We start from the raw sequence: 26,088 nt of genomic DNA on the forward strand, positions 1-26,088 counted from the left end.
CCGTAAACCAGGGAGTACTCTTACTTTCTGGATTTCCATGCGACACTTGAGCGCCCTGTTAGCTTGCAGCCTGGCCGTGATGACGGCGATGGCAAGCGCCAAAGATGCCCCCACGCCGCTGGTCCCCGCCAAGACCCCCGCGGCTGCGTCCGCTCCCGCGTCGGCCTCCGAGCGCGCGGCCGCCATGAAAACCCTGACCGAGTCCGTCAAGGGCAAGCCGTCCGTCACCGTTGCCCCCACCGCGCGCGACAAGGAAGAGGCGGCCGAAGTCGACCTGTCCGAACGCATCGCGGCGCGCCTGGCGGAAATGCGCGCCACCCAGGCCGCCCGCGCCGCCGCCCGCGCCAGGCATGCCGCCGTGACCAAGGCAGTGCCGCCACCGCCGCCACCGGTAGCGCGCGGCACGCACTGGTCGTACGAAGGCGACAGCGGCCCGGCCAACTGGAGCAAGATCAATGTGGACTGGGGCAAGTGCAGCACCGGCAACCGCCAGTCGCCGATCGATATCCGCGACGGCATGAAGGTCGAACTCGAACAGATCAGCTTTGACTACCACCCTTCGTCATTCAACGTAGTCGACAATGGCAATACGGTGCAGGTGGCCGTAGGCAGCGGCAATTACATCACGGTGCAGAACCGCATGTTCGAACTGCAGCAGTTCCATTTCCACCGGCCGTCGGGCGACCGCATCAATGGCAAGACTTATGAGATGGTGGTGCACCTGGTGCACCGCGACGCCGAGGGCCGCCAGGCGATCCTGGCGCTGATGCTCGAACGCGGCACGCCGCAGGCGACCATCCAGACCGTGTGGAACAACCTGCCACTGGAAAAATTCGACACCATGAGCCCGTCGATTTTGCTCGACCCGATGGAAATGCTGCCGACGCGGCGCGATTACTACACCTACATGGGATCGATGGAGCAACCGCCGTGCAGCGAGAACGTGCTGTGGCTGGTGATGAAGCAGCCGGTGCAGGCATCGGCGGCGCAGATGGCGCTGTTCAGCCGGCTGTATCCCTTGAATGCGCGGCCGATTCAGGCGACCAATGGCCGCATCATCAAGGAGTCGAATTAAACTGTAATTGCTGGCTGCCGTGCCACTCGGCGCCGGCGGCCAGCAAATCGGGCTGGATCAGCGCCGCTTCGATGCAAACAAAGCGCGGGTATTCATCGTCGGCCAGGTCGGGCAGGGCGGCTGCGTCCTGCGCGCCCGGATTCCATACCACCGCATCGGTAAAACCCTGCTGCGCCAGGCGCAAGGTGTCGGCGCCCGATTCAAGCTGCAAGGGGCCGGGCAACTGGTGATAGATGCGATCGAGCTTGTCGGCAAATTGCAGCACTTCTTCCGCTTGCAGCGCGTCCGGCGGTGTCTCGTCCGAATAGCGCACGCGCTGCAGGCCGGTAATGCGCGCCTGGTCCAGCTGTTCGATGGCGAAATAGCTGTGCAGGGCGGCCGAGAACGGGAACGGCTGGCTGCCCGTGTTGCGCACGGCGAGGCTGATCTCCAGCGCCGATGCCTGCACTGTCACGCGCAGGCGCAGCGCGAAGTCGAACGGCCAGGCGGCGGCGATCGCCGCTGGCAGGTCGTCCTGGTCGAGGCTGAATTCGGCCCAGGCGGCGCCATTGTCGGTTCCGCTGGCCGCTTCCTGCCAGGTCGCCACGCGGGCAAAGCCGTGGCGCATGCCGGCGCCGCGCGCACCAAATTGCGGGAAGATCACGGGCACGCCGCCGCGGATGGCGCGGCTGCCGTCAAGAGCCGAATCGCGGCTGCAGAACAGGCGCTCGCGGCCATCGCTGCTGCGCCACGATACCAGGTGGCCGCCGTACAGCGTTACCGTCGCCTGCGCGCCATCGGCGGCGCGGATGGTCACGGCCGGCAGCTGGCCGAATGTGTTCTTGCTCATGCTTGTATTCCTGTCAGGTCATGCGGCTTTTCGCCAGCGGCGGATTTTTCGCAAAATAGTTCTTGATGCCGGTGACGATGGCGTTGGCCATCTGGTCCTGGTAGCCGTTGTCGGTCAGCTTGGCTTCTTCTTCCGGGTTCGAGATAAAGGCGGTCTCGATCAGGATGGAAGGGATGTCGGGCGCTTTCAGCACGGCGAAGCCGGCCTGCTCGACGGAGCCCTTGTGCAGGCGGTTGATGCCGCCGATTTCGCGCAGCACGGCCGCGCCCAGCTTCATGCTGTCATTGATCTGCGCCGTCGTCGACAGGTCGAGCAGCACGCTGGCCAACTGCTTGTCGTGGTTGCCCACATTTACGCCGCCGATCAGGTCGGCCTGGTTTTCCTTGTCGGCCAGCCAGCGCGCCGCGCTCGACGAGGCGCCTTTTTCGGACAACACGAACACCGACGAGCCGCGCGCGGTCGGCTGCACGAAGGCGTCGGCGTGGATCGAGACAAACAGGTCGGCCTGCACCTTGCGCGCTTTTTCCACGCGCATGCCGAGCGGCACGAAGAAGTCGGCGTCGCGCGTGAGCATGACGCGCATGTTCGGCTGCAGTTCGAGCTTGGCTTTCAGGCGCTTGGCAATCGCCAGCACCACGTCTTTTTCGCGGCTGCCCCTGCCGCCCGTGGCGCCCGGGTCCTCGCCGCCGTGGCCGGGGTCGAGCGCGATGGTAATCATGCGCACCACTTTCTGGCCCGGCTGCGGGCGCGCTTCCGGACGCTGTTCGGGGCGCAGGTCGGGCCGGATCGCCGGCAGCGACGGCGTGGCCGGCACGCCCGGGATCACCACCACCAGCGGCGGCTTGCCGCTCTCGGGCAGGGGCAGGGCCGGCGGCGGCGTATGCGTGTCGGACATCAAAGGCTTGGCCGGGTCGCTCGACCAGTCGCCCTTTTCGATCATCTGCGCGATCAGGTCCTGCTCCTGCACCGGGTACAAATCGAAAATCAGGCGGTGGTTGTAGGAGCCGGCCGGCGGCAGCGTAAACAGCTGCGGGCGGATTTCTTCCTTCAGGTCGAACACCAGGCGCACCACGTTGGGCCGGTTCTGGCCCACGCGTACCTGCTTGATATACGGGTCGTTCGACTGGATCTTGGCCACCAGGCCCTTGAGCGTGGGATTGAGTTCGAGTCCCTCGATATCGATCACCAGCCGTTCCGGGTCCTTGACGATGAAATGGGTCGCCTTGAGGATGCTGTCGTTTTCCAGCGTGACGCGGGTGTAGTCGTCGGCCGGCCAGACGCGCACGGCGAGGATTTGCGCCGCCATCGCCGACATCGGCGCGAACACGGACAACAGCAGGGTGCCGCCGGCCTTGAGTACCGTGCGCCGGCTTACCGGCGAGGCGATCAGAGGTTCGGGGCGAATTTGAGACGGTGGAGGCATGACAGACCCAATTCAGAAGACGCTTGCAATTCTACATCACGGCCTGTGCCGGCCACGCTCAAATAAATATCGAGATCGGCCTTCGGCAGCACCGGACAGGCTTTTTCCGGCCACTCGATGATGCAGATGTTATGGCCGTCGAAGTCTTCGCGAAAGCCGGCGTCGAGGAATTCTTCGGCGCTGCCCATGCGGTACAGGTCGAAGTGGATCACCTGCACCGCCTGGCCGTCCAGTTGCACCGTGTACGGTTCGGACAAGGTGTAGGTAGGGCTTTTCACATGGCCCGCATGGCCGGCTGCATGCAGCAGGGCGCGCGTCAAGGCCGTCTTGCCGGCGCCCAGGTCGCCGTGCAGATAAATCGCCAGCCCCGGCGCCAGCGCGCGCGCCAGGGCGGCGCCCAGCGCGGCCGTGCCGGCTTCGTCGTGGAGATGGGCTTTGAAGTGTTCGGTCATAGTCTTCGGTATCGCATAAAATGGAGGCTGCATGCGCCTGCGCGCATCAGTCATTGTAACCGCCAGCGCTTCTGCCGCACTTCGTAAAGTTTCCTATGTCCACCACCATCACCGATCTCGCCGATCTCGCCGCTTTGGCGCACACCATCAGGCAATGGGGGCGCGAGCTCGGTTTTGCCGAGGTGCGCATCACCGACGTCGACCTGTCACACATGGAGGCGCCCTTGCAGGCCTGGCTGGACGCAGGGTATCACGGCGAGATGGAATACATGGCCAGCCATGGCATGAAGCGTGCGCGTCCGGCCGAGCTGGTGCCAGGCACGGTGCGCGCCATCAGCGCGCGCATGAACTACCTGCCGCCGGCGCTGGGCCCGGATTGGCGCGAACGGGAAGCGGCGCGCGACGCCGATCCGTCGGCCGCCGTGATCTCGGTGTATGCGCGCGGCCGCGACTACCACAAGGTAATGCGCTCGCGATTGCAGCAGCTGGCCGAACGCATCAAGGGCGAGATCGGCGACTTCGGCTACCGCGTCTTCAGCGATTCGGCGCCCGTGATGGAAGTCGAACTGGCGGCCAAGGCGGGGCTGGGCTGGCGCGGCAAGCATACCTTGCTGATCAACCGCCAGGGCGGCTCCTTCTTTTTCCTCGGCGAGATCCTGGTCGACGTGCCGCTGCCGGTCGATCCTCCCGAAACGCCGCATTGCGGCCAGTGCTCGGCCTGCATTACCGTCTGCCCGACGCAGGCCATCCTGGGGCCGTACCAGCTCGATGCGCGCCGCTGCATTTCCTACCTGACGATCGAACTGAAGGGCGCAATTCCCGTCGAGATGCGCCCGCTGATCGGCAACAAGGTGTATGGCTGCGACGATTGCCAGACCGTCTGCCCGTGGAACAAGTTCGCCCAGCGCGCGGTGGTGCCCGATTTCGACGAGCGCCACGGCCTGGGCAGCGCCAGCATGGTCGACCTGTTTGCCTGGACCGAAGACGAATTCAACCGCCGCATGGAAGGCAGCGCGATCCGCCGCATCGGCCATGAACGCTGGCTGCGCAACCTGGCCGTCGGCATGGGCAATGCGGCCGCCACGGCCAAAGGCCAGAGCGATATCGTGGCGGCCCTGCTGTCGCGGCGCGAGTATCCGTCCGAGATCGTGCGCGAACACGTGGCGTGGGCGCTGGCCCTGCACGGCATCGCCTGAAACAGGGTACGCATCTTTTCCTTGACTTATCGATATATCGTTATAAAATGACGATACCTACTAACGATATATCTTTAAAGAAGAGAAAACATGAGAAACTCACATTACACAGAACAAGGCCAGGGCGGCCAGCACCATCATGGTCATTGCGGCCACCATCACCATCACGATCACCACCATCACCATGGCCGCATGGAAATGCACGGCCGTGGCCCGCGCGGCGGCGGTTTTGACGGCGGCGAACGCGGCGACGGCATGGGCCGTGGCGGTCCGGGCGGCCGCGGCGAACGTGCCGAGCGCGTGTTTGGTCGCGGCGACCTGCCATTGATCGTGCTGGCGCTGATCGAGATCAGCCCGCGCCACGGTTATGAAATCATCAAGGCCATCGAAGAACGTTGCGCCGGCGCCTACGCCCCCAGCCCAGGCGCCGTCTACCCGACCTTGACCTTGCTCGAAGAGCAGGACCAGGTGACGGCGTCCGACAGCGGCAGCGGCAAGAAGCTCTACACCATCACGGAGCAGGGCCACCTTCATCTCGACGCCAACCGCGCCCAGGTCGACGGCATTTTCGCCCGCCTCGACATGGTGGCTCGCATGCAGGCACGCCGCGCGCTGCCCGAGCGCCTGCACCAGGCCATGCACACCCTGAAGCATGCGCTGCTGCTGAACAAAACCAGCTGGAGCGACGAGCAGACCGACAGAGTCGCCGCCATCCTGGAAAAAGCCGCCAACGAGATCGTCGACGGCCACTGAACTCACCAGATAAAGGACAGAACATGACTGATGCAGCAAATACTCCTTCGCGCACGCACACCATCGAACGCCTGCGCCATGACTTGAAACTGCGCGTACTGACCGTTGTGCGCACCGAAGAACTGACGGCGCACATGCGCCGCATCACCCTGGCCGGCGGCGACCTGGAAGGCTTTGTGTCGCCCTCGCACGACGACCATGTCAAACTGTTTTTCCCGGCGCCCGGCGACACGCAGCCAGTGTTCCCGGTGCTGGGCAATGGCGCCAATCCGGTGCAGCATGCCGAGGGCGCACGTCCGATCGCGCGCAACTACACGCCGCGCCGCCACGACCCGGTGAAGGGCGAGCTCGAGATCGACTTCGTGCTGCATGGCGACGGGCCGGCTTCAAGCTGGGCGGCGCAGGCGGCGCCGGGCCAGACCCTGGGCGTGGGCGGGCCGCGCGGCTCGATGGTGGTGCCGCTCGACTTTGACTGGTATGTGCTGGTGGGCGACCAGACGGCCCTGCCGGCAATCGCCCGCCGCCTGGAGCAATTGCCGGCCGGCGCGCGCGCGATTGCCGTGATTGAAACCGTGGACGACGGCGAGCAGGTGGCGTTGGAATCGTCAGCGCAGGTCGAGATTCACTGGGTCGGGCGCAATGGGCGCCAGGGCGCGCTATTGCTGGAAGCGCTGCAGCGGATCGCCTTGCCGCAGGACGGCGATGGTTTTGTGTGGGTGGCGTGCGAGCATGCGCAGGTAAAGGGTTTGCGCAGTCACTTTATCGATGCAGGCGTGCCCAAGGAGCATTTGCATGTGGCCAGTTATTGGAAGCATGGCGCGGCCGAGCATCATGAACACCATGACGAGTAATCAAGGCCAAGATCAACAGCGGGCCGGCGACGCGGACCTGAAGAAATGCCGATGGCGGCGTTGCAGCTCCTCGCCGTACATGCGTACTGTCTTCGTCGCTGCGCCTTGCCCTCGACATTTTTCAGGCCCGCTTGGCCCGATGTTGCCCGTGCCGGCGACCAAGGTTTTAATTCGCTTTGCGGGTGTAATCAAGGCGCAGGGACGCTAATTTGACGGCCAAGGGTCTACTTCAACAACCCCGCCAGCTCGACCGCTGTCTTGACCTGCATCTTGTCGAAGATATGCGCGCGGTGCACTTCCACCGTGCGCATGCTGATGCCCAGCTTGTCGGCCACCACCTTGTTCATCTTGCCGGCCAAAATCAGGTCCAGCACTTCGCGTTCGCGCGTCGACAGGGTGGCCAGGCGCGCGTGCACGGCGGCCAGTTCGCCGGCCTGGCGCGAGTTGGCCAGGCCCTGCTGCACGCGATCCATCAGGTCGTTGTCGTTGAACGGCTTTTCAAAAAAATCAAAGGCGCCGCGTTTCAGGCTGTCGACCGCCATCGGCACGTCGCCGTGGCCGGTAAGGAAAATCACCGGCAATCGCGCCGTCAGGTCGCGCCTGACCAGCTGGTCGAACATGGCGATGCCGTTCATGTCGGGCATGCGCACGTCGAGCAGCACGCAGTCACCCTGTTCGTCAAACGTGCCGTCCAGGCTGTCGAGGAACTGCTGTCCGCTGGCGTAGCTGCGTGCCTCGATGCTGCGCGAGGCGGCCAGCCAGGACAGGGAATCGCGCACCACTTCTTCGTCGTCGATAATATGCAGCATGGTCTCTCCGGTTACTGTCGTTATGCGTGTATTTGCTGTGAATTGCCAGCCGCGCGCGGCACCGCCGGCACGCTGAAGGTAAAGATGGTGCCGCCGGCCGGATTCGCACTAAAGGTCAGCGCGCCGCCATGGAACTCGATGGCGGTGCGGCAGATATTGAGGCCCATGCCCATGCCTTCGGCCTTGGTCGAGAAAAACGGCGAAAACAGCCGTTCGGCGACATCGGCCGGGATGCCATGGCCCTGGTCGATCACGTCCACCGTCACCATTTCCTGCTGCGCGTCGTAGCTCGCCCGCAGGCGCATGATACGCCGTCCGGGCGCCGCGTCCTGCATCGCTTCGATGGCGTTGCGCGTCAGGTTCAGCAGTACTTGTTCGATCATGACCGGATCGGCATGCAGCAGCGGCAGTTCCGGCGGCAGTTCTTCCAGGATGGTGACATAGAATTTGCGCGCCTGCAGGTCGATCAGCGCGCGGATGCCGTCGACCAGGCTGCGGATATCGACATCCTGGCGCTGTGGCTCGCTCTTGCGCACGAAGTCGTGCACGCTGCGGATGATCTGGCCGGCCCGCTGCGCCTGCGCGCTGGCCTGTTCCAGTGCCGGTTTCAGGGTATTGGGCTGCACCGGCTGGCCGCTGTCGCTGGCCCGCTTGATCAGGTTCAGCGCGCCGGTGGTGTAGCTGGAAATGGCCGCCAGTGGCTGGTTCAGTTCATGCGCCAGCATCGACGCCAGTTCACCCATGGTGGCCAGGCGCGAGCTGGTCTGCAGCTTTTCCTGCTGCTGGCGATTGAGTTCTTCCACTCGCTTGCGGTCCGAGATATCGAGCACGGAGCCCATCCAGCCGGTCTGCTTGCCGTTCTTGTCGACCAGTGGCGCTTCAAAAATGAGCACCGGCACGCGGGTGCCGTCGGGGCGCTGGAAATAAGTTTCGAACTGCGGCGTGGCATTGCCGGCCAGCGCCTTGACGAAGCGCTGCTGGTATTCGTCCATCGCCTCGGGCGCCCAGTAGGGCATCGGCGGCAACCGGCCCAGGATTTCTTCCGAGCTGTAGCCGACCATCTGGCAGAACGCCGGATTCACATAGGTCACGCGCCCCTCCAGGTCGCGCGCGCGCATGCCGGTGACCAGCGAATTTTCCATCGCCGTGCGAAACAGCATCTGCTGGCGCAGCGCGCCTTCGGCCGTCAGGCGGCGCGAGATATGGCGCCACAGGGCCAGCAGGCTCCACAGCAAACCGAGCGACAGGGCGATGACCGAGCCGACCAGCAGGTTGGGCAGCAGCTTGGGCTGGCTTTTCACGCTGTCGGTAAACAAGGTGATGTTCGCGCCCGGTACGTCGAGCGCGCGCTTGTGCGTGTACACGCCGTGACCGGGGCCGGCGGCGGCGCGCCGCGCCAGCACCTTGTCGTCGCGGTCGATCAGCGAAATCTGGTTGTCCTGGGCGAACCACCAAGGCACCATTTCATCGAGCAGGCTGCTGACCTGGTAGGTGGCCACCAGACTGCCGATATAGTGCTGGCCGTTGTACAAGGGCTGGTGGTAGTCCATCAGCATGGCGCCGGGCGGGGCGTCGGGAAAGCCGCTTTGCTGCGCCGGCTGGGCGTACTGGCCCCGGTGCAGACGGCGCGCATTGTCGCCGGCCGTCAGCGACAGCGCTGAAAAATGCGTTTCCTGGCTCAGGGTATGGTCGCTCGAGGCGCGCACCTGGCCTGCGGTGTCGAGCCAGATCACGCGCTGCAGTTCGCGCCCGTTGCGCAGCATCTGCTGCAGCCGTTCGTGCACGCCGGACGCTGGCAGCGTGCCCTTGGCGATATCGGCGCCCAGGTTGAACAGGCTTTCCTCGTTGCGCGCCAGCTGGAAGCGGATGGTCTGCTCGACCCACAGGGTATCGGCGATCAATTGCTCCTGGCGTTCGTTGCTTTCCATCTGGCGCGCCTGCCAGGGCAGCCAGAACAGCACGGACAGGAACAGCAGCAGCAAGATCACCGGCAGCAGCCAACGCACGGGGCTGGTAAACTGCAGGCGGCGCGCGAAGGTGGGCGGTTTTTTCATGGCTCGCAGGGTAGCGCGTTATCGGGGTGATGCCAGTGTGGTTAACCACACTGGCTTTATTCCATTATTTCGCACATTATCGGCGCAGATCCATAATAAGGCATCTGTTTTCGCCACGGAGACTGCAATGCACATCAAATCCATGCTGGCCCTGTTATGGCTGGCGATCGGTGCCGGCGCGGGCAGCCATGCCGGCGCGCAAGCGACCATCGTCATCAAGTTCAGCCACGTGGTCGCGCCCGACACGCCGAAAGGCCAGGCCGCCGAACGCTTCAAGCTGCTGGCCGAAAAGGCCACGCGCGGCAAGGTCCGCGTCGACCTGTACCCGAACAGCCAACTATATAAAGACAAGGAAGAACTCGAAGCTCTGCAACTGGGCGCGGTGCAGATGCTGGCGCCCTCGCTGGCCAAGTTCGGCCCTTTGGGCGTGAAGGAATTCGAGGTATTCGACCTGCCCTACATTTTCCCCACCAAGACGGCACTGTACAACGTGACCGAAGGCGATATCGGCAAGGGTTTATTGAAAAAGCTCGAACCGAAAGGCATCACCGGCCTGGCGTACTGGGACAACGGCTTCAAGGTGATGTCGGCCAACCGCCCGCTGCACCACCCGGCCGACTTCAAGGGCCTGAAAATGCGCATCCAGTCGTCGAACGTGCTCGACGCGCAGATGCGTGCGCTGGGCGCCAATCCGCAGGCGCTGGCGTTTTCGGAAGCCTACCGCGCGCTGCAGACGGGCGTGGTCGACGGCACCGAAAACCCGCCGTCCAATATGTACACGCAAAAGATGCATGAAGTGCAAAAGCACCTGACGGTGTCGAATCACGGTTACCTGGGCTATGCCGTTATCGTCAACAAGAAATTCTGGGACGGCTTGCCGTCGGACATACGGGCCCAGCTGGAAAAAGCCATGAAGGAGGCGACCACCTTTGAAAAGGCAATCGCCCAGAGTGACAACGACAAGGCACTGGAAGCGATCCGCAAGAGCGGCAAGACGCAGATCTATACCTTGAGCGTGCAGGAGCAGGCCGAATGGCGCCGCGCGCTGGCGCCGGTACAGAAAAGCATGGAGCAGCGCATCGGCAAGGAATGGATTTCGGCGATCAACCGCGAGAGCGCCAAGTAAATGTCACGCAAATATGACAAGAGCGTGACATACCACAATTTGCGGCGCTTGCGCCAGTGCCTTTTGCATGGCGAACACGGCTCCCTTTGATGGTGCAAAAAAAGTCGATCCAGAAGATTAAATACGTTATGATGAGCAGCGTTACGGGGAAACACGTATAAGCTTATACAGCCCGGTAGCAAGACGGCAACACAGAATTGGTCACAAAGTTGGTGGGGGAGTGGCTATAAAAACGGTATTGATACCGGGGATATATTGAGGAGACACACGTTTCACAGAAGTTGTTGAGTCATAGCTGTCTGCGGCCACAAGCCGGCACCGGCGGACCCAAACGACCGGGAACGTGAAGCAATATTTGAAGCGCACCAGCTGGTGCGCTTTTTTTTCGTCCGCCGCAAACAATCACCGGCCCGGCCGTGGTGCATGCATAATCGTGCGTACGCCACTTTCTGGTGCACGGGAGTTGTATATTTGCCACATTTAATATTTTGATCGCGACCGCGCCGATGATGAACAGCCTGCTTGCGCCCGACAACGCCACCCTGATCGACGAATTCTGCGACAGCCTGTGGCTGGAAGACGGCCTGTCGAAAAACTCTCTCGACGCCTACCGGCGCGACATGCGTTTGTTTGCGCGCTGGCTGGAAGTGAACCGGCCCGGGCGCGACGGCCTGTACGAGGTCGCCACCGCGGACATCGAAGCGTATTTCACCGCCCGCCACGACGACAGCAAGGCGACTTCATCGAACCGCCGCCTGTCGGTGCTCAAGCGCTTTTACCAGCTGGCGCTGCGCCACAAGCACATCGATGTGGACCCTTGCCTCAAAATGGTCTCGGCCAAGCAGCCGACGCGTTTTGTCCATACCTTGAGCGAAGCGCAGGTGGAAGCGCTGCTGGCCGCGCCCGATGTCGCCACGCCGCTGGGCCTGCGCGAGCGCACCATGCTCGAATTGATGTATGCGAGCGGCCTGCGCGTGTCGGAACTGGTGGAGCTGAAAGCGGTGGAACTGAGCCTGAACGATGGCGTGCTGCGCATCACCGGCAAGGGCGACAAGACACGGCTGGTGCCGTTCGGCGCGCAGGCGCGGCGCTGGATAGAGCGCTACCTGAAAGAGGCGCGCGCCGTCATCCTCGACGGCCAGATGGATGACGCCCTGTTCGTTACGCGCCGTGGCGGCGCCATGACGCGGCAGATGTTCTGGGTGATCATCAAGAAACATGCGATGAATGCGGGCATTACCTCGCCCTTGTCGCCGCACACCTTGCGCCACGCGTTTGCCACGCATTTGCTGAACCACGGGGCGGATCTGCGCGTGGTGCAATTGTTATTGGGACACTCCGATATTTCCACCACGCAGATCTATACCCACGTGGCGCGCGAACGCTTGAAACTGCTGCATGCCGCGCACCATCCGCGAGGCTGAACATTTTTGCATTTGCCCCAACTGCGTCATAATGTGGCTAGTGCGCTTATCTGTCACAACAAAACATTAAAGAGGTAGTAAATGGCCAAGACAAATTTCCAATACGAAAAACGGCAAAAAGAGCTGGAAAAGAAGAAGAAAGCCGAGGAAAAAGCCAGGCGCAAGCTGGAAGCGAAAAACAATCCGAAGCCGGCCGATGGCACCGAAGAAGCCGAGGATGATGACGCCGATGAGGCCGATGACGCCGCCGAAGGCGACGCGCCAGCCCAGCCGCAGTAATTGTGATTGCCGCCGCGTCGTCCCCGCCAGTGCGGGGACGGTGAAGGCGATCTTGCGCAGCGTCAGTGGACGCTGCCGATGGCGCTGACTTTGCCGCTGTCTTCCACTTCTTCCTCATGCTGTCCTGCGCCGCCAAAAAAGCGCGCCGCGCGCTTGCCCAGGCTGTCCAGGTAGGTGTACGCCACCGGCACCACCACCAGGGTCAACAGGGTCGAGGTGAGCACCCCGCCGATCACGGCGCGCCCCATCGGCGCCTGCGATTCGCCGCCGTCGCCCATGCCGATCGCCATCGGCAGCATGCCGAACACCATCGCCAGCGTCGTCATCAGAATCGGCCGCAAGCGCACCTGTCCCGCTTCCATCAGCGCCGCGAACTGCCCCAGCCCTTCGCGCTGGCGCTGGTTGGTAAAGTCGACCAGCAGAATCGCGTTTTTCGTCACCAGCCCCATCAGCATGATAAAGCCGATCACCGAGAAGATATTCAGGGTGCTGCCGGTGATCAGCAGCGCCAGCAGCACGCCGATCAAGGAGAGCGGCAGCGACACCATGATCGCGATCGGCTGCAAAAAGCTGCCGAACTGCGAGGCGAGCACCAGGTAGATGAAGATCACGGCGATCCCCAGCGCCATCATCGCGCCGCCCATGGTTTCGGCCATCTGCTGTGCATTGCCGGCCACGTCGAAGCGCACGCCCGGTGGCAGCGCGATCGACTGGATGGCTTTCTGTACATCGGCGTCGACGTCGCCGGCCGGGCGGCCCTGCGTCCCGGCATAGATCGCGACCCGGCGCTGCAGCGCCTGGCGTTTCAGCACCTGCGGGCTCGATGACGGCACGAAGTCGACCACCTGGCGCAGCGGAATCATGATCGGCGTGCCGTTGGCGTCAAGCTTGCTTGACGCCAGCGACAGGTCGGCCAGGTCGGCCACTTTCTGGCGGCCCGATTTGGGCAGCTGCACGTTGACGTCGTAGTTCTGTCCGTCGGACGCCAGCCAATGGCTGACGGTGTCGCCGGCAACAAACGGGCGCAGCGCATTGCCGATCTGCTGCACCGACAGGCCCAGGTCGCTGGCCAGTTCGTTGTTGATCTTGATGGTGGTTGACGGATTGGCGCCTTCCTGGCTGTATTCCATGTCGGCCAGGCCCTTGATGCCGCGCATCTTGTCCATCAGGGTATGCGCCACCGCATCGAGCTTGCCTTCATCGGTGCCCAGAATGGCGATAAAGATCGGCCGCTGCCCCACCGACAGGGTGATGCCGGCAATCGGCGCCAGGCGTTCGCGGATCAGCTTTTCCAGTTCCTGCTGCGAGCGGCGCTTGTGGGTTTTCACGTCCGTCAGCTTCAGGTTCACTTCGGCGGCATTGCGCCCATCCTGGGTGCCGATGTTGGCCACCAGGCTGTCGATCTCGGGGAATTGCTTCAGGGCCTGCTCGATCTGGCGCACTTTGCTGTCCGTGTATTCCAGGCTGGAGCCGACCGGCGTCTTGAAGCGCAGGTTGACCCAGCCCTGGTCGGTTTCCGGGAACATCTCGCCGCCGATCATCGGCACCAGCATCAGGCTGCCGGCGAACAGCGCCAGCGCCGTGGCCAGGGTGGTCTTGCGCCAGCGCAGGGCCAGCGCCAGCACCTTGCCATACCAGACGTGCAGGCGGTCGATGCCGGTTTCCAGCCAGGCCATGAAGCGGCCCAGCCACGGCGCATACTTGAAGCGGTCCTTGACCGGGTCGCGCCACACCGACGACAGCATCGGGTCGAGCGTGAAGCTGACGAACAGCGACACCAGCACCGCCACCGCCACCGTGATGCCGAACTGCAGGAAGAAGCGGCCGATAATGCCGTCCATGAAGGCCACCGGCACGAACACGGCGACGATGGCAAAGGTGGTGGCCATTACGGCCAGGCCGATCTCATTGGTGCCGTCGTTGGCCGCCTTGTAGTGGTTCTTGCCCATGCCCAGGTGGCGCACGATGTTTTCGCGCACCACGATGGCATCGTCGATCAGGAGGCCTATGCACAGGGACAGCGCCATCAGGGTCAAAAAGTTCAGGGTAAAACCGAACGCCTTCATGGCGATAAAGCTGGCCAGCACGGAAATTGGCAGGGTCAGCCCGGTGATAATGGTGCTGCGCCAGGAATGCAGGAACAGGAACACGATCACCATGGTCAAGATCGCGCCTTCGATAATGGTGCGCTTGACGTTATTGAGCTGGCTTTGCACGCGCTCCGATTCGTCGTCCAGCACCCGCAGCGAAATATCGGCCGGCAGCGTTTTTTGCAGGTCGGCCGCGACTTTCAATATGCCGGTGCCCACTTCGACCACGTTGGCGTCCTGCACCTTGGTAATTTCCATGGTTACGGCCTGCTGGCCGTTCATGCGCGAGATCGACAGCTCTTCCTGTTCGCCATCGACCACGGTGGCCACCTGGTCCAGGTAGACCGGGCCGACGGCGCGGCGCGCCACGATGATCTTGCCGAACTCGCGCGCATCCTTGATCTTGCCTTCCACCCGCACCAGCTGCTCGGCCGCACCATGGCTGATCGAGCCGGCCGGCAGATTGGTATTGGTGGCCTGGATCGCACGGATCACTTCATCGACGCCGATGCCCTGGGCATTGAGTTCGACCGGCTTCATGCTGATCAGAATCTGGCGCGCGCGCAGGCCACGCAGCTTGACCTGGCCGACCCCGGCCACGCTCTGGAAGCGCTTGCTGATCACCTGTTCCGTCATCGTCGACAGTTCGCGCAGGTCGTGCCCGGTGGAGGTCAGGACGATGGTGGCGATCGGACGTTCATTGTCGCCTTCGGCGCGCGCGATGAACGGGTCCTTGGCTTCCTTGGGGAAGCGCGGGCGCACCAGGGCCACCTTGTCGCGCAGGTCCTGCATCGCCTTGTCCATATTGGTCGACAGCTCGAATTCGAGGTAGACGCCGGCGCGTCCTTCCCACGAGTTGGCGCGGATGGTCTTGATGCCGCTGACGGTGTTGACGGCGTCTTCGATCGGGCGCGTGATGTCGTTTTCAACCGCTTCGGGCGAGGCGCCCGGGTAATTGACTTCAATCGCGGCAAACGGAAACTGCACGCTGGGCATGCTTTCCACGCCCAGGCCCCGATACGAGAACACACCCAGCACCACCAGCGCCACCATCACCATGGTGGCGAACACGGGGTTCCGGATACTGACTTTGGTCATCCACATGGCTCAGCCTTTCGGTGCCGGCGTGGCCGGCGGTATGGCGATCGCCGTTGCGGGTGCCGGCGGCGCGCCGAAGGTCACGCCATGGCCCGGTTTCACGCCATCGAGTTTGGCGATGATCACTTTGGCGCCCGGCGCCAGGCCATCTTTTACTTCCGCATAGCCTTCGTCTTCATTGCGCAGGCCGAGGGTCACGGGCTGTTCCACCACCTTGTTGTTGACCACCGCATACACCACGGTGCCGTGTTTTTCCGTGCGCACGGCCGTCAACGGCACCATCGGCGCCACGATCGAGCGTTCGGTCACGATGCTGCCCTTGGCGAACATGCCGCCACGCAGGGCGCCGTCGCCATTGTCGACGGCGATATACACCAGCATGGCGCGTGAGCCGCTTTCGGTGGTGGGGTTGATGCGCGCCACCTTGCCGGTAAAGTCGCGCACGCCAAAGCCGTCGACCTTGAAGCGCACTTCCTGGCCAATTTTGATGCGCGGAATTTCCGCGCTGGGCACCGGCGCTTCCAGGGTCAGTTGCGCCAGGTTGACGATGGTGTAGACCGGCATGTCAGGCGCGACCTTTTCGCCGGCCTGCACATGGCGCTTGCTGACGATGCCGGCCATCGGCGCGCGGATCACGGTGTCGGCCAGCGCGATGCGGGCAATTTCCACCATGGCGGCAGCCGACTTGACGCTGGCGCGCGCCAGGTCGACCGAGTTCTGCGTGGTGTCGTAGGCGGTCTGCGAGATGTATTTCTGCTTGAGCAGCGCCTGGCTGTTCGCCTCGTTCTTGCTGGCCATCGACAATCGCGCCTGCGCTTCGTCGAGCATGGCCTGCTGCTGCGTCAGGCGCGCGCGCTGGTCGGCCGCATCCAGGCGCAGCAGTACCTGGCCGCTGGACACCTGCTGGCCTTCCTGCACCGTCGTTTCGTGGATTTCACCGGATACCTTGGCCTTGATAGTGGCCTGGTTCAAGGGCGCCAGCGAACCGGACAAAGGCAGGCTGACGGCGAGTACGCGCGCGCTGATGGCGGCCACGTCGCCCTGCGCCAGTTCATGCACGGGGGTCTTGGCCTGTTCCTTTTTCTTTGCCGCCTGCGCCTCGGCCGCCTTGGCTGATTGTTGTTTCGATTGCATTACGGTCCAGCCACCGCCCGCCAGGCCCAGCACCAGCAGGATCAGCACGGGCGCGCGCCAGCGGCGCGGACGGCGGGTAGCGGCGAAGGGAAGCGGCGGTAACGGCGGGGTCGGGGGCGTTGTCTCGTTTTTCATAGGGTACTTTTATAGTAGGGGCATTCGGGTAGCGTAGCGCCGCGGCGCGGCAATGGCACGCCTGCCATGGCACCCGTTCACGGCGTTACGCATGTTGCCACTTTATGAAGGTTGCAGCCAGTGTGCCAGTCCCATGCGACAGATTGCACAAAAACGGGGCTGGAATGCATGGGCAAGCGACAGGAGCGGGGCGCGATGCTTGCGCAGTCTCAATAAGCCGATACGCTGGCGCGCAAGAATGGGGCGATGGTTGCGCCACCGGCGGGCTCGGCGCTCGCCGGTTGCAGCGCGGCCAATTGGGGGAGAGCATGGTTGACCGGATTGCCAGGCCCGCCGCGTCGCCGGGCCGTTTGCTCGCTGGCGCGCCCCTTGACACCGCGATGGCCACGCAGGCGCTCGATTTCCTGGCCATTATCGCCGCCGCTGTCGAGCAGGCGCCCGGCATGGCCGTGCGCGGCATCGACCGCGACGGCATCGTGCGCTACTGGAGCCCGGGCGCCGCGCGCCTGTACGGCATCAGGACCGAACAGGCCGTCGGCCAGGCCTGGGCCAGCGTTGCCTGCGCCGCCTCGCCCGAGTTTGCCGGCGAACTGGCCGGCGGTTTCGCACCGGAACTGGCGCTGGCGCTGGCCAGCGGCAAGGCCAGGCCGGCGCGCATGTGGCAAGCGGAGCTCGATGGCGCGGGGCCGCGCTGCTTCTGTTCCACCCTGTTCCCGCTGCTGCACGAAGGCCGGGTGCGCCACGTGGTGTGCATCGATGTCGATATCACGGCCGGCAGCCAGGACGGCATGCCGGTCGGTGCGCTGCTGCTGATGGCCGACCATTTCCGCCAGCTGTACGACAAATCGTCCGACGCCATCCTTTTGCTGCGCGACCAGCATATCGCCGAAGCCAATCCGGCCGCCGTGGCCCTGTTCCAGTGCGAGGACCGGCAGCGCCTGCTGGGCCGCCGCCTCAGCGATTTTTCGCCGCTGCGCCAGCCCGCAGGCGAATTGTCGGCCGCGCTGGGCACGCAGATGGCGGTCCAGGCGCATGCGGACGGCAACCACCGCTACGAATGGCGCTATCTGACTTGCCTGGGTGAACTGTTCTGGGGTGAAGTGCTGCTGACCTCCGTCACCGTGGACCACAGCTATCTGTTCTATGCCGTGGTGCGCGATATTTCGGCGCGCAAGCAGGCCGAGCGTTCGCTGCACCTGGCTGCGCAAGTGGTCGAACATGCGCACGAGGCCATCGTCGTCATGGATGAACAGCAGCATGTGCTGAGCATGAATCCCGCCTACAGCGAGATCAGCGGCTATCGCCTGGAAGACCTGCGCGGCCGGCGCTTTATTGATGTCGGCGGCGACGAACAGCAAGCGGTGCAGGCGCAAGCCTGGGAAACGGTGCAGCGCGAAGGGCACTGGCAGGGCGAATTCCTGGCGCCGCGCAAGACGGGCGCGCCGTATCCGGCCTGGCTGTCGCTGACCGCCATCCGCGACCATTCTGGCCAGGCCGGCAACTACCTGGCCATCCTGCTCGACATCAGCGAACGCAAGAAAGACGAGGCGCAGACGCGCCACCTGGCCGAACATGATTTCCTGACCGACCTGCCGAACCGCGTGCTGCTGCGCGACCGCCTGTCGCTGGCGCTGGCCGCCGCCCGGCGCAAGCTGCACATGCTGGCCGTGCTGTACCTGGACCTCGACCATTTCAAGCACATCAACGACAGCATGGGCCACCATGTGGGCGATTTGCTGCTCAAGGAAGTGGCGCGGCGCCTGGTGCGCTGCGTGCGCGGCGTCGATACCGTCAGCCGCCACGGCGGCGACGAATTCGTCATCCTGCTGGCCGAAGTGGGCGGCGCCGGGCAGGCGGCCCACGTGGCCGCCAGCGTGCTGCAAGCCATCACCCAGGTCTATCAGCTGGGCGAATACGAGCTGCATGTGTCGGCCTCGATCGGCGTGTCGGTATTTCCCGACGATGGCGACAATATCGACAGCCTGATGCATAACGCCGACGTCGCCATGTACCACGCCAAAAGCCGGGGACGCGATAATTTCCAGTTTTTCAACGCCGACATGAACGCCCGTATCGTCGAGCGCGCCAGCCTGGAACACGACCTGCACGCAGCGCTGGGCAAAAATGAATTCGTGCTGGAGTGCCAGCCGGTAATCGATATCGCCAGCGGCGCCGTGATCGCCGGCGAGGTACTGCTGCGCTGGCGCCATCCGCAGCTGGGCCTGCTGCTACCCGAGCGCTTCATCACCGTCGCCGAAGAATGCGGACTGATGGTGCCGATCGGCAACTGGGTCCTGCGCCAGGCCTGCGCCCGCGCTCGCGCCTGGCATGATGCCGGCCATCGACTGGCGGTGTCGGTCAACCTGTCCGCCGCGCAATGCATGCAAAACAATTTGCTGCAGGCCGTGCAGGAAGCACTGCAGGACGCCGGCCTGCCGCCCGCCTGCCTGCAGCTGGAAGTGACGGAAAGCATACTGATGAAAGGCGGCGCGCGCCTGATGGATGTGCTGGCGCAGCTGCGTGCGCTGGGCGCCACCATCAGCATCGACGACTTCGGCACCGGCTATTCGCGCCTTGCCACCCTGCGCCAGTACCCGGTCGACACCCTGAAAATTGACCCCTCCTTTTTGCAGGGCGACGACCACGCCATCGCCGCCACCATCATCGCCATGGCGCGCGAGCTGCAGCTGACAGTGGTGGCCGAAGGCGTGGAAACGGCGCAGCAGCTGGACTATTTGCGGCAGCAGGGCTGCGACCAGTACCAGGGCCGCCATGCCAGCGCGCAGGCCGAGGGCGACGCGGCAGGAAAGTTATTGGCGGGCTGAGGTGGCAATGCTCAATGGGGAACGGCGATTGCCTTGTCGCCGTCGGGCCTGGACCAGGCGGGACGCTGGTCTTCCGGCACCTCTGCCTGGACGATGGAATCGATATGTCGTAGCGTTTCCACGTCATGGAGCATCAGCGTGCCCGCAAAATGCCTGCCGCCACAATCAATCGCGATCTGCCGTCCTCCCATCCAGAACCAGTAATCGCGGATGAAGGGCTCGCACTTGATGTAGCGAAGCCGGCCATGTCGGTAAATGGCCAGCTGGCTGGCGCCTGGTACGGCATCTCCTGGCGCAATCCAGGAATTGAGCACCAGCCATGCCGCAGCGTTTTTGTCTGGCGCCAGGGTTGCGCCTGCCGCATTGCCGCTGCGGCTTATTTTCTTGTCCCTGCCATCATGAAGAACGATATGGACATTATTTGTCTTGTCGACGTAGACAGCCTTGAAGCCGTGATGGACGGTATCGCTGGCGTAGCCATGTGAAGCAACTATCATCAGAACGATAGCTATCACCTTTTTCGACAAGGCCATCATGCATCATTGGCCATGTGTAGCAGCCTGATGCGCGCCACCACCTGCCCGTGGTCCGAGGCCTGCGGCAGCGCCTGCAGCAAGTGGTCATTCACATACAGCACGTCCTGCACCGCGCCGATGGCGCGTGGCGAGGCGGGGTGGAAGTGCTCGGAGACGAGGATATGGTCGATCGTCATGTAGGTGCTGTCGTGCACATTGGTGTAGCCCACATGGCGCAGATAGTCCTGGCGCAGCTGGATGGCGTTGCAGTCGTACAGGCGCTCGCGCATTTCCGGCAGGTCGGCGCCCGGTTCGCACGGCGCGCCGGCGCCCATCACGATCGAGGTGGTGACGGCGCTGGCGATATCGTTGAAGTCGCCCAGCACGATGCAGGGCCGGCCGCTAGTGCCCAGGTCGCTGACCAGCACGCGCAGCGCCACCGCTTCGGCGCCGCGCCGCTGCAAGGAGCGCAGGTTGGCCAGCGCATAGCTGCGCGCGTCGGCGCCGTCGCCATGGCGGTAGTCGGGCCGGCGCGACTTCAGATGCACTACCAGCACGTCGGTGATCTGGCCGCCAGGCAGGATCACCTGCGCATGCAGCGGCGGGCGCGCAAAGCGCGACAGGGTGGCGTCTTCGGGGTGGCCGTCGGCCGGCATGGCCACGCCGGCGGGAAAGTCGGCATACGCCACGCTGGGGCCGGCCAGCGGCAGGCGCGACACCAGCGCCACGGTCGGCAGCAGGCGTTCGGGGCCGTCGGGCGCATCGTAGCCGGCCTGCACCGCGTCGCGGTAGTGGCGCGTGCGCGACAGCACGTCGCGCAGGGCGGCCTGCGAGAATACTTCCTGGAAACCGATCACGTCAGCATCGAGCAGGTCGACCTGGCGCGCCGTCCATTCGGCCTTGGCGTCGTATTCTTCCTGGCTCAAGGGCGCCAGGTTGTCATACAGTTTGGCGCCCGGCGGGGCAAGATTGCAGACATTGAAGGTGGCAAAGCGTATTTCTTGCTGCATAATTAGCACTCCTCACTGAACGATCAGCGTATCACGCATGGCTAAAAAAGAGCATATTTCAGAAACGCAGGCGACGCAGCTGCTGCGCAAGCACCAGGTCGCCTTCGACGAATGTCCGTATCCCTACGAGGAACACGGCGGCACCAGCGTCTCGGCGCGCGAACTTGGCGTGCCCGAACACGAGGTCATCAAGACGCTGGTGATGCAGGACGAGGCGGCCAAGCCGCTGATCGTGCTGATGCATGGCGACTGCAAGGTATCGACCAAGAACCTGGCGCGCGCCATCGGCTGCAAGTCGGTCGAACCGTGCAAGCCGGAAGTGGCGCAGCGCCATTCCGGCTACATGATAGGCGGTACTTCGCCGTTCGGCACCAAAAAGACCATGCCGGTCTACGTCGAGGAAAGCATCCTGGCCTTGCCGCGCATCTATATCAATGGCGGGCGGCGCGGCTTTCTCGTGGCGCTGGCGCCACAGGTGCTGCTCGATGTATTGAAAGCCAAGGCCGTGCATTGCGCCTTGCAGGATTAAGGATTTGCGCCGCTGCCCTGTCCTTGCTTGGTGCGCTGGTGTATATTCTGCTGCGCCAGCCCCGACGCCGGTAGCAATCATATAACAAAGGGAAGAAATGAATCCAGTAATCACAACCTTGGCGATGACAGTGGCCGCTTACTTGCTCGGCTCTATTTCATTTGCCGTGGTGATGAGCAAGGTATACGGCATCGCCGATCCGCGCACCTATGGCTCGAAGAATCCGGGCGCGACCAATGTGCTGCGCAGCGGCAACAAGGGCGCGGCCGTCATGACCTTGCTCGGCGACGGCGCCAAGGGCTGGCTGGCCGTATTCCTGGCCAATCATTTTGCCTTCGACCTGGGCGTGGACGACACCGCCGTGGCGCTGGTCGCCATCGCCGTGTTTTTGGGCCATCTGTGGCCGGTGTTCTTCCGCTTTGTCGGCGGCAAGGGCGTCGCCACCGCGCTGGGCGTGCTGCTGGGCATCAATCCCTGGCTGGGCCTGGCGACCCTGGCCACCTGGCTGATCATCGCCTACGCGTTTCGCTACTCCTCGCTGGCGGCGCTGGTGGCGGCGCTGTTTGCGCCGTTCTACTACGGCCTGCTGTTCGGCGTCGATGCGATTTTGTTGTCGGTAGTGGTCATGAGCGCGCTGCTGGCGTACCGCCACAGCCAGAATATCGCCAACTTGCTTGCTGGCAAGGAAAGCAGGATCGGCGCGAAGAAGGACGGCGCAAAAGCGGCGGTTGGCAAGAAAAAGTAAAATCAGGGGGTCTGGCCCGGTTTTCCTCTGGCCAACCACTAACTCGCGAAAGGTTGCCCCATGTCTGCTACCCCCGTCCGTATCGATTTTGTCTCCGATGTTTCCTGCCCCTGGTGCGTGATCGGCCTGAAGTCCCTGGAGCAGGCGCTGTCCACCCTGCAAGATACGGTGGCCGCCGAAATCCACTTCCAGCCGTTCGAGCTGAACATCAACATGGGTCCCGAAGGCCAGGATATCGGCGAACATATCGCCGAAAAATATGGTTCCACGCCAGAACAGATGGCGCAATCGCGCGAAGCGATCCGCGCGCGTGGCGAGTCGCTCGGCTTTACCTTTTCGATGGACAAGCGCGGCCGCATCTACAACACCTTTGATGCGCATCGCCTGCTGCACTGGGCCGAACTGGCCGGGCGCCAGCGCGAACTGAAGATGGCCCTGTTCGACGCCTATTTCACGCAGGGCCAGGACCCGTCCTCGCACGAGGTGCTGGTCAAGGCCGCCGACGATGCGGGGCTCGATCCGGATACTGCGCTGGACATACTGACATCGGGCAAATATGCCGACGAAGTGCGCGCGCGTGAACAGTTCTACCAGCAAAACGGCATCAGCTCGGTGCCGGCCATTATCATCAACGAACGCCACCTGATTTCCGGCGGCCAGCCACCGGAAGTGTTTGAACAGGCTTTGCGCCAGATCATCACGCAAGGGTAAGTTGCACCAGCGCACCAATGGCGCGCGCCGTTTCTTGATATTCAGGCTACACTTCCGGTTCACCGGAGGATAGCCGAATGCCTACAGCAACCTGGAATGGCGCCGTCATTGCGCAAGCGAACAGCGATCAGGTACAGATCGTTGAAAACAATGTGTATTTCCCTCTCTCTGCCGTCAGCCAGGACTACCTGCGCGCCAGCGGCCACCAGACGACCTGCCCCTGGAATGGCATCGCCAGCTATTACGACCTGGTCGTCGATGGCCAGGTGAACCAGAACGCCGCCTGGTATTACCCCGAACCGAAGGCTGAAGCGCGGCAGATCGCCGGCCATGTCGCCTTCTGGCGCGGCGTGGTGGTCGACCGCTGACCGGCAGTTCCTCTTTTCACTTCGAAAGCAGACGATGGATCTACGCCTCGCCGTGTATCAACTCGCCGCCAGCAATCAGCTTGACGCCGCGCAAACCCGGCAATTGCAGGAACTGGCCGGCTTCGGGCACGAGCCAAAAAGCCTGTCCTGGTGGCTGCCACGTGGCGTGGCCGTGCTGGCCGCCGCGCTGCTGGGCATGGGATTGATTTTCTGGGTTGCCGCCAACTGGGAAGACCTGGGCCGCACGGGCCGTTTTGCGCTGATCCAGGCAGTGTTTGCCGTATCTTGCCTGGGCGCTTTTGTGTTTCCTGCTGCACGCACGCCTTTGCTGCTGATTGCCATGCTGGCCATCGGCGGCCTGTTTGCCTACTTTGGCCAGACTTACCAGACCGGCGCCGATCCATGGCAGCTGTTTGCCGTCTGGGCCCTGCTGGCGCTGCCGCTGTGCCTGGTCGCGCGCAGCGATGTGCTGTGGACGCCATGGATGCTGGTGCTCGCCACCGGCATTACCTTGTGGATGCAGGCCCATTCCCGTCATAGCTGGCTGATACGCGCCGACGATATCGACATTCTGCTGACAGGCTGGGCGGCGCTGCTGGTCGCCTGTGCGCTGGTGTCCCCGCTGCTGGCGCGCTGGACCGGCACCGGGCCGTGGCCGCTGCGCCTGGGGCTGATGCTGGCCGTCATCATGATTAGCGGTTCCGGCCTGAGCGCGCTGTTCAGCAGCGATATCGCGTCGCCGTACTGGGCTGCCCTGGGCGTGCTGGCGGTGGCCGCCGGCCTGCTGCTGACGCGCCAGTTCTTTGACGTGTTTGGCCTTTCCGCCGTCGCGCTCGGCATCAACACCTTGCTGGTGTGCGGACTGGCGTCGCGCCTGTTCGACCGCGGCCACGATGAAATCGCCGGCATGCTGATGCTGGGCCTGGCCGCCGCCGTGCTGCTGGCGCTGACCGTGCAGGGCATTTTGTGGCGCACGCGCCGGGAGCTGGCATGACTGTTCAAAAAAACGATGCACTGGGCGAACTGATCCATGATGCCGCCCAGGCCGGTGTGCTGCCCGCCAACGTCACCCTGCCGGTGCAGGACGTAAGGCCGTGGCCGGTAGTGCTGATGACAGCGCTGGGCGCCTGGCTGGCGGCCTTGCCGCTGGTGCTGGCGCTCGGTTTCATGCTGGGCAGCTTCCTGGAAAAAGGCGGCGGCACCTATCTGGTGGGATTGATGGCCCTGGGCGTGGCCGTGATGCTGATCCGTCCGCGCGGCGTGTCGCTGTTTGTCGAGCAGCTGGGCGTGCCGATGCTGCTGGTGGGCGGCGGCTTGCTGGGCTATGCGCTGTTCCGTGACATGGACGACCAGTTTGCCGCGCTGGCGCTCAGCGCTGTCAGCCTGGCGTTTGCCGCCATCCTGCCGCGCGACTGGCTGCGCGTGCTGCTGGGCCTGGTTGCCTGCGGCCTGCTGGCGCTGGGCAGCATCGGTAGCCATTACAGCTGGTCGTATGGCAATGATTCGGCGACCCTGTACCTGGCGTGGATGCTGGCGCTGGGCATCTGGCTTGGCGCCCACTGGCTGCAAAAGACCAACTATGACGATGGCCGTGGCGCGCCGGTGGCGGCGTATATCGAATCGGTGTCGACCGGCTGGGTGCTGGCCGTGTTGCTGGGCCTGGTCAGCTGGTCCGGCAAGACTTTCATGATGAGCGCCAGCGTGGGCGATGGCTTGCTGGACGATTTCGCCAACGAACTGACCACCCGCCATGGCGGCAGCTGGTACGCGCAGCTGCTGCCATTTTTGTCGGTGGCGATGGCCGCCGCCGGCGCCTTCTGGATGCTGCGCCGCTGGCCGTCGCTGCGCCAGCTGCCAGCGGCCGGCGTGGCGCTGGTGCTGGCGGTACTGGCCTGGTTCCTGCCGGCACTCGGGCCGGTGCTGCTGGTGCTGGCATTCTGCGTGACCAGCGCGCGCCTGCGCGTGGCGGTGGCGGCCGGCGTGGCTGCCGCCTGGGTGATTGGCAGCTTTTATTATCTGCTGGCGTGGCCGCTGGCGACCAAGGCGCTGGTGTTGGCTGGCGCCGGCCTGGTGCTGGGCGTGCTGTCGTGGCTGGCCACGCGCGGCGCCTTGCTCAATCTGGCAGACAAGCCTGCCGGCGCATTGGCAAGCCACCCGCGCGCAGCCAGGGCCGGCTTGCTGGCGGGGCTGCTGCTGGTGCTGGTGGTGGCCAATGGCGGCATCTGGCAAAAGGAACAACTGATCGCCCAGGGCCAGCCCGTTTTCATTCCGCTGGCGCCGGCCGACCCGCGTTCGCTGATGCAGGGCGACTTCATGCGCCTGAACTTCCTCGGCTTTGGGGCCTTCGAAGATCTCGACAGCATGGACCGCCGCAGCGCGCGGCCCTTGGTCGTGCTGCAGCGCGACGCACGCGGCGTGTCGACCGTGCAGGGGCGCGACGATGGCAAGCCACTGGCGCCGGGCGCCTTGCGCATGGAGCTGACGCCGAAAGACGGCCGCTGGGTGCTGGTCACCGACGCCTGGTTCTTCAAGGAAGGCGAAGCGGCACGCTGGGAAAAGGCGCGCTTCGGCGAGTTCCGCGTGATGCCCGACGGGCGCGCCTTGCTGGTCGGCATGCGCGACGAAAACCTGGTGCCGTTGTAGCAAAAAGCATATGG

At 63.8% G+C, this 26,088-nt stretch carries 23 protein-coding genes; 14 read left to right on the forward strand and 9 right to left on the reverse strand.

Annotation, left to right across the window (positions count from 1 at the left end):
* Window positions 1-37 precede the first annotated feature (37 nt).
* The gene (locus tag AC0Z42_RS13670; protein WP_485468759.1) at window positions 38-1,075 is read left to right on the forward strand and encodes a carbonic anhydrase; all 1,038 of its coding nucleotides are present in this window, start codon (window positions 38-40) and stop codon (window positions 1,073-1,075) included.
* On the opposite strand, the gene AC0Z42_RS13675 is transcribed toward AC0Z42_RS13670, so the two are convergent.
* The 3 genes from AC0Z42_RS13675 to tsaE are packed head-to-tail and all read right to left on the reverse strand — an operon-like array spanning window position 1,059 to window position 3,779.
* Complete coding sequence (locus AC0Z42_RS13675; RefSeq protein WP_485468760.1) at window positions 1,059-1,904, reverse strand: D-hexose-6-phosphate mutarotase; 846 nt, start codon at window positions 1,902-1,904, stop codon at window positions 1,059-1,061. The genes AC0Z42_RS13670 and AC0Z42_RS13675 overlap by 17 nt on opposite strands.
* A gap of 13 nt (window positions 1,905-1,917) precedes the next feature.
* Entirely contained in the window at window positions 1,918-3,327 is a 1,410-nt protein-coding gene (locus AC0Z42_RS13680; RefSeq protein ID WP_485468761.1) for an N-acetylmuramoyl-L-alanine amidase, read from the reverse strand.
* Window positions 3,291-3,779 (reverse strand): tRNA (adenosine(37)-N6)-threonylcarbamoyltransferase complex ATPase subunit type 1 TsaE, encoded by a 489-nt coding sequence (gene tsaE, locus AC0Z42_RS13685; RefSeq protein WP_485468762.1) that lies wholly within the window; start codon window positions 3,777-3,779, stop codon window positions 3,291-3,293. Before tsaE ends, AC0Z42_RS13680 begins: the two co-directional genes overlap by 37 nt.
* A 95-nt stretch (window positions 3,780-3,874) precedes the next feature.
* On the opposite strand from tsaE, the gene queG reads away from it, so the two are divergent.
* The 3 genes from queG (at window position 3,875) to AC0Z42_RS13700 (ending at window position 6,579) form a co-directional block, all read left to right on the forward strand.
* Window positions 3,875-4,975, forward strand: coding sequence for a tRNA epoxyqueuosine(34) reductase QueG (gene queG, locus AC0Z42_RS13690; RefSeq protein ID WP_485468763.1), 1,101 nt, complete (start codon window positions 3,875-3,877; stop codon window positions 4,973-4,975).
* A 90-nt stretch (window positions 4,976-5,065) separates the two neighbouring features.
* Entirely contained in the window at window positions 5,066-5,728 is a 663-nt protein-coding gene (locus AC0Z42_RS13695; protein ID WP_485468764.1) for a PadR family transcriptional regulator, read from the forward strand.
* 23 nt (window positions 5,729-5,751) lie between these two features.
* Window positions 5,752-6,579, forward strand: a complete 828-nt coding sequence (locus AC0Z42_RS13700) for a siderophore-interacting protein (protein WP_485468765.1) — start codon at window positions 5,752-5,754, stop codon at window positions 6,577-6,579.
* Window positions 6,580-6,803: 224 nt separating this feature from the next.
* Here AC0Z42_RS13700 and AC0Z42_RS13705 read toward each other — a convergent pair whose 3' ends face one another.
* Window positions 6,804-7,388, reverse strand: coding sequence for a response regulator transcription factor (locus AC0Z42_RS13705; protein ID WP_485468766.1), 585 nt, complete (start codon window positions 7,386-7,388; stop codon window positions 6,804-6,806).
* Window positions 7,389-7,408: 20 nt separating this feature from the next.
* Window positions 7,409-9,442, reverse strand: coding sequence for a sensor histidine kinase (locus AC0Z42_RS13710; RefSeq protein WP_485468767.1), 2,034 nt, complete (start codon window positions 9,440-9,442; stop codon window positions 7,409-7,411).
* 142 nt (window positions 9,443-9,584) lie between these two features.
* On the opposite strand from AC0Z42_RS13710, the gene AC0Z42_RS13715 reads away from it, so the two are divergent.
* From AC0Z42_RS13715 to AC0Z42_RS13725, 3 genes are all read left to right on the forward strand, one after another.
* Window positions 9,585-10,568, forward strand: coding sequence for a TRAP transporter substrate-binding protein (locus AC0Z42_RS13715; protein ID WP_485469025.1), 984 nt, complete (start codon window positions 9,585-9,587; stop codon window positions 10,566-10,568).
* Window positions 10,569-11,074: 506 nt separating this feature from the next.
* Complete coding sequence (xerD, locus tag AC0Z42_RS13720; protein ID WP_485468768.1) at window positions 11,075-11,992, forward strand: site-specific tyrosine recombinase XerD; 918 nt, start codon at window positions 11,075-11,077, stop codon at window positions 11,990-11,992.
* Window positions 11,993-12,073: 81 nt separating this feature from the next.
* A complete protein-coding gene (locus AC0Z42_RS13725) occupies window positions 12,074-12,271 on the forward strand; it encodes a hypothetical protein (protein WP_485468769.1) in 198 nt (65 codons plus the stop codon).
* Window positions 12,272-12,333: 62 nt separating this feature from the next.
* Here AC0Z42_RS13725 and AC0Z42_RS13730 read toward each other — a convergent pair whose 3' ends face one another.
* Together AC0Z42_RS13730 and AC0Z42_RS13735 are read right to left on the reverse strand one after the other, a co-directional pair.
* Window positions 12,334-15,465 carry an efflux RND transporter permease subunit gene (locus AC0Z42_RS13730; RefSeq protein ID WP_485468770.1) on the reverse strand — a complete coding sequence of 1,044 codons (3,132 nt, stop codon included), beginning with the start codon at window positions 15,463-15,465 and terminating at the stop codon, window positions 12,334-12,336.
* 3 nt (window positions 15,466-15,468) lie between these two features.
* Window positions 15,469-16,728 carry an efflux RND transporter periplasmic adaptor subunit gene (locus tag AC0Z42_RS13735; RefSeq protein WP_485468771.1) on the reverse strand — a complete coding sequence of 420 codons (1,260 nt, stop codon included), beginning with the start codon at window positions 16,726-16,728 and terminating at the stop codon, window positions 15,469-15,471.
* A gap of 308 nt (window positions 16,729-17,036) precedes the next feature.
* Here AC0Z42_RS13735 and AC0Z42_RS13740 point away from each other — a divergent pair, with 308 nt between their 5' ends.
* Window positions 17,037-19,553 carry a sensor domain-containing protein gene (locus AC0Z42_RS13740; RefSeq protein ID WP_485468772.1) on the forward strand — a complete coding sequence of 839 codons (2,517 nt, stop codon included), beginning with the start codon at window positions 17,037-17,039 and terminating at the stop codon, window positions 19,551-19,553.
* A gap of 11 nt (window positions 19,554-19,564) precedes the next feature.
* On the opposite strand, the gene AC0Z42_RS13745 is transcribed toward AC0Z42_RS13740, so the two are convergent.
* Together AC0Z42_RS13745 and AC0Z42_RS13750 are read right to left on the reverse strand one after the other, a co-directional pair.
* Entirely contained in the window at window positions 19,565-20,089 is a 525-nt protein-coding gene (locus AC0Z42_RS13745; protein WP_485468773.1) for a hypothetical protein, read from the reverse strand.
* Window positions 20,086-21,078, reverse strand: a complete 993-nt coding sequence (locus tag AC0Z42_RS13750) for an endonuclease/exonuclease/phosphatase family protein (protein WP_485468774.1) — start codon at window positions 21,076-21,078, stop codon at window positions 20,086-20,088. Before AC0Z42_RS13750 ends, AC0Z42_RS13745 begins: the two co-directional genes overlap by 4 nt.
* A 37-nt stretch (window positions 21,079-21,115) precedes the next feature.
* On the opposite strand from AC0Z42_RS13750, the gene ybaK reads away from it, so the two are divergent.
* The 6 genes from ybaK (at window position 21,116) to AC0Z42_RS13780 (ending at window position 26,074) form a co-directional block, all read left to right on the forward strand.
* The gene (ybaK, locus tag AC0Z42_RS13755; RefSeq protein WP_485468775.1) at window positions 21,116-21,607 is read left to right on the forward strand and encodes a Cys-tRNA(Pro) deacylase; all 492 of its coding nucleotides are present in this window, start codon (window positions 21,116-21,118) and stop codon (window positions 21,605-21,607) included.
* A 97-nt stretch (window positions 21,608-21,704) separates the two neighbouring features.
* Complete coding sequence (gene plsY, locus AC0Z42_RS13760) at window positions 21,705-22,352, forward strand: glycerol-3-phosphate 1-O-acyltransferase PlsY (RefSeq protein ID WP_485468776.1); 648 nt, start codon at window positions 21,705-21,707, stop codon at window positions 22,350-22,352.
* Window positions 22,353-22,412: 60 nt separating this feature from the next.
* Window positions 22,413-23,063, forward strand: coding sequence for a DsbA family oxidoreductase (locus AC0Z42_RS13765; protein WP_485468777.1), 651 nt, complete (start codon window positions 22,413-22,415; stop codon window positions 23,061-23,063).
* A gap of 77 nt (window positions 23,064-23,140) precedes the next feature.
* Window positions 23,141-23,431 (forward strand): DUF427 domain-containing protein, encoded by a 291-nt coding sequence (locus AC0Z42_RS13770; RefSeq protein ID WP_485468778.1) that lies wholly within the window; start codon window positions 23,141-23,143, stop codon window positions 23,429-23,431.
* Window positions 23,432-23,465: 34 nt separating this feature from the next.
* Window positions 23,466-24,425 carry a DUF2157 domain-containing protein gene (locus tag AC0Z42_RS13775; protein WP_485468779.1) on the forward strand — a complete coding sequence of 320 codons (960 nt, stop codon included), beginning with the start codon at window positions 23,466-23,468 and terminating at the stop codon, window positions 24,423-24,425.
* Window positions 24,422-26,074, forward strand: a complete 1,653-nt coding sequence (locus AC0Z42_RS13780; protein WP_485468780.1) for a GDYXXLXY domain-containing protein — start codon at window positions 24,422-24,424, stop codon at window positions 26,072-26,074. Before AC0Z42_RS13775 ends, AC0Z42_RS13780 begins: the two co-directional genes overlap by 4 nt.
* The last annotated feature ends 14 nt before the right edge of the window (window positions 26,075-26,088 follow it).

The sequence above is a fragment of the Janthinobacterium sp. 1L-D-8-B-C4 genome (genome assembly GCF_057291295.1).

What these genes read in the sequence shown, in the direction of transcription:
- AC0Z42_RS13670 (WP_485468759.1), top strand. Translation starts at nt 38, where the DNA reads ATGCGACACTTGAGCGCCCTGTTAGCTTGCAGCCTGGCCGTGATGACG.
- AC0Z42_RS13675 (WP_485468760.1), bottom strand. Translation starts at nt 1,904, where the DNA reads ATGAGCAAGAACACATTCGGCCAGCTGCCGGCCGTGACCATCCGCGCC.
- AC0Z42_RS13680 (WP_485468761.1), bottom strand. Translation starts at nt 3,327, where the DNA reads ATGCCTCCACCGTCTCAAATTCGCCCCGAACCTCTGATCGCCTCGCCG.
- tsaE (WP_485468762.1), bottom strand. Translation starts at nt 3,779, where the DNA reads ATGACCGAACACTTCAAAGCCCATCTCCACGACGAAGCCGGCACGGCC.
- queG (WP_485468763.1), top strand. Translation starts at nt 3,875, where the DNA reads ATGTCCACCACCATCACCGATCTCGCCGATCTCGCCGCTTTGGCGCAC.
- AC0Z42_RS13695 (WP_485468764.1), top strand. Translation starts at nt 5,066, where the DNA reads ATGAGAAACTCACATTACACAGAACAAGGCCAGGGCGGCCAGCACCAT.
- AC0Z42_RS13700 (WP_485468765.1), top strand. Translation starts at nt 5,752, where the DNA reads ATGACTGATGCAGCAAATACTCCTTCGCGCACGCACACCATCGAACGC.
- AC0Z42_RS13705 (WP_485468766.1), bottom strand. Translation starts at nt 7,388, where the DNA reads ATGCTGCATATTATCGACGACGAAGAAGTGGTGCGCGATTCCCTGTCC.
- AC0Z42_RS13710 (WP_485468767.1), bottom strand. Translation starts at nt 9,442, where the DNA reads ATGAAAAAACCGCCCACCTTCGCGCGCCGCCTGCAGTTTACCAGCCCC.
- AC0Z42_RS13715 (WP_485469025.1), top strand. Translation starts at nt 9,585, where the DNA reads ATGCTGGCCCTGTTATGGCTGGCGATCGGTGCCGGCGCGGGCAGCCAT.
- xerD (WP_485468768.1), top strand. Translation starts at nt 11,075, where the DNA reads ATGATGAACAGCCTGCTTGCGCCCGACAACGCCACCCTGATCGACGAA.
- AC0Z42_RS13725 (WP_485468769.1), top strand. Translation starts at nt 12,074, where the DNA reads ATGGCCAAGACAAATTTCCAATACGAAAAACGGCAAAAAGAGCTGGAA.
- AC0Z42_RS13730 (WP_485468770.1), bottom strand. Translation starts at nt 15,465, where the DNA reads ATGTGGATGACCAAAGTCAGTATCCGGAACCCCGTGTTCGCCACCATG.
- AC0Z42_RS13735 (WP_485468771.1), bottom strand. Translation starts at nt 16,728, where the DNA reads ATGAAAAACGAGACAACGCCCCCGACCCCGCCGTTACCGCCGCTTCCC.
- AC0Z42_RS13740 (WP_485468772.1), top strand. Translation starts at nt 17,037, where the DNA reads ATGGTTGACCGGATTGCCAGGCCCGCCGCGTCGCCGGGCCGTTTGCTC.
- AC0Z42_RS13745 (WP_485468773.1), bottom strand. Translation starts at nt 20,089, where the DNA reads ATGATGGCCTTGTCGAAAAAGGTGATAGCTATCGTTCTGATGATAGTT.
- AC0Z42_RS13750 (WP_485468774.1), bottom strand. Translation starts at nt 21,078, where the DNA reads ATGCAGCAAGAAATACGCTTTGCCACCTTCAATGTCTGCAATCTTGCC.
- ybaK (WP_485468775.1), top strand. Translation starts at nt 21,116, where the DNA reads ATGGCTAAAAAAGAGCATATTTCAGAAACGCAGGCGACGCAGCTGCTG.
- plsY (WP_485468776.1), top strand. Translation starts at nt 21,705, where the DNA reads ATGAATCCAGTAATCACAACCTTGGCGATGACAGTGGCCGCTTACTTG.
- AC0Z42_RS13765 (WP_485468777.1), top strand. Translation starts at nt 22,413, where the DNA reads ATGTCTGCTACCCCCGTCCGTATCGATTTTGTCTCCGATGTTTCCTGC.
- AC0Z42_RS13770 (WP_485468778.1), top strand. Translation starts at nt 23,141, where the DNA reads ATGCCTACAGCAACCTGGAATGGCGCCGTCATTGCGCAAGCGAACAGC.
- AC0Z42_RS13775 (WP_485468779.1), top strand. Translation starts at nt 23,466, where the DNA reads ATGGATCTACGCCTCGCCGTGTATCAACTCGCCGCCAGCAATCAGCTT.
- AC0Z42_RS13780 (WP_485468780.1), top strand. Translation starts at nt 24,422, where the DNA reads ATGACTGTTCAAAAAAACGATGCACTGGGCGAACTGATCCATGATGCC.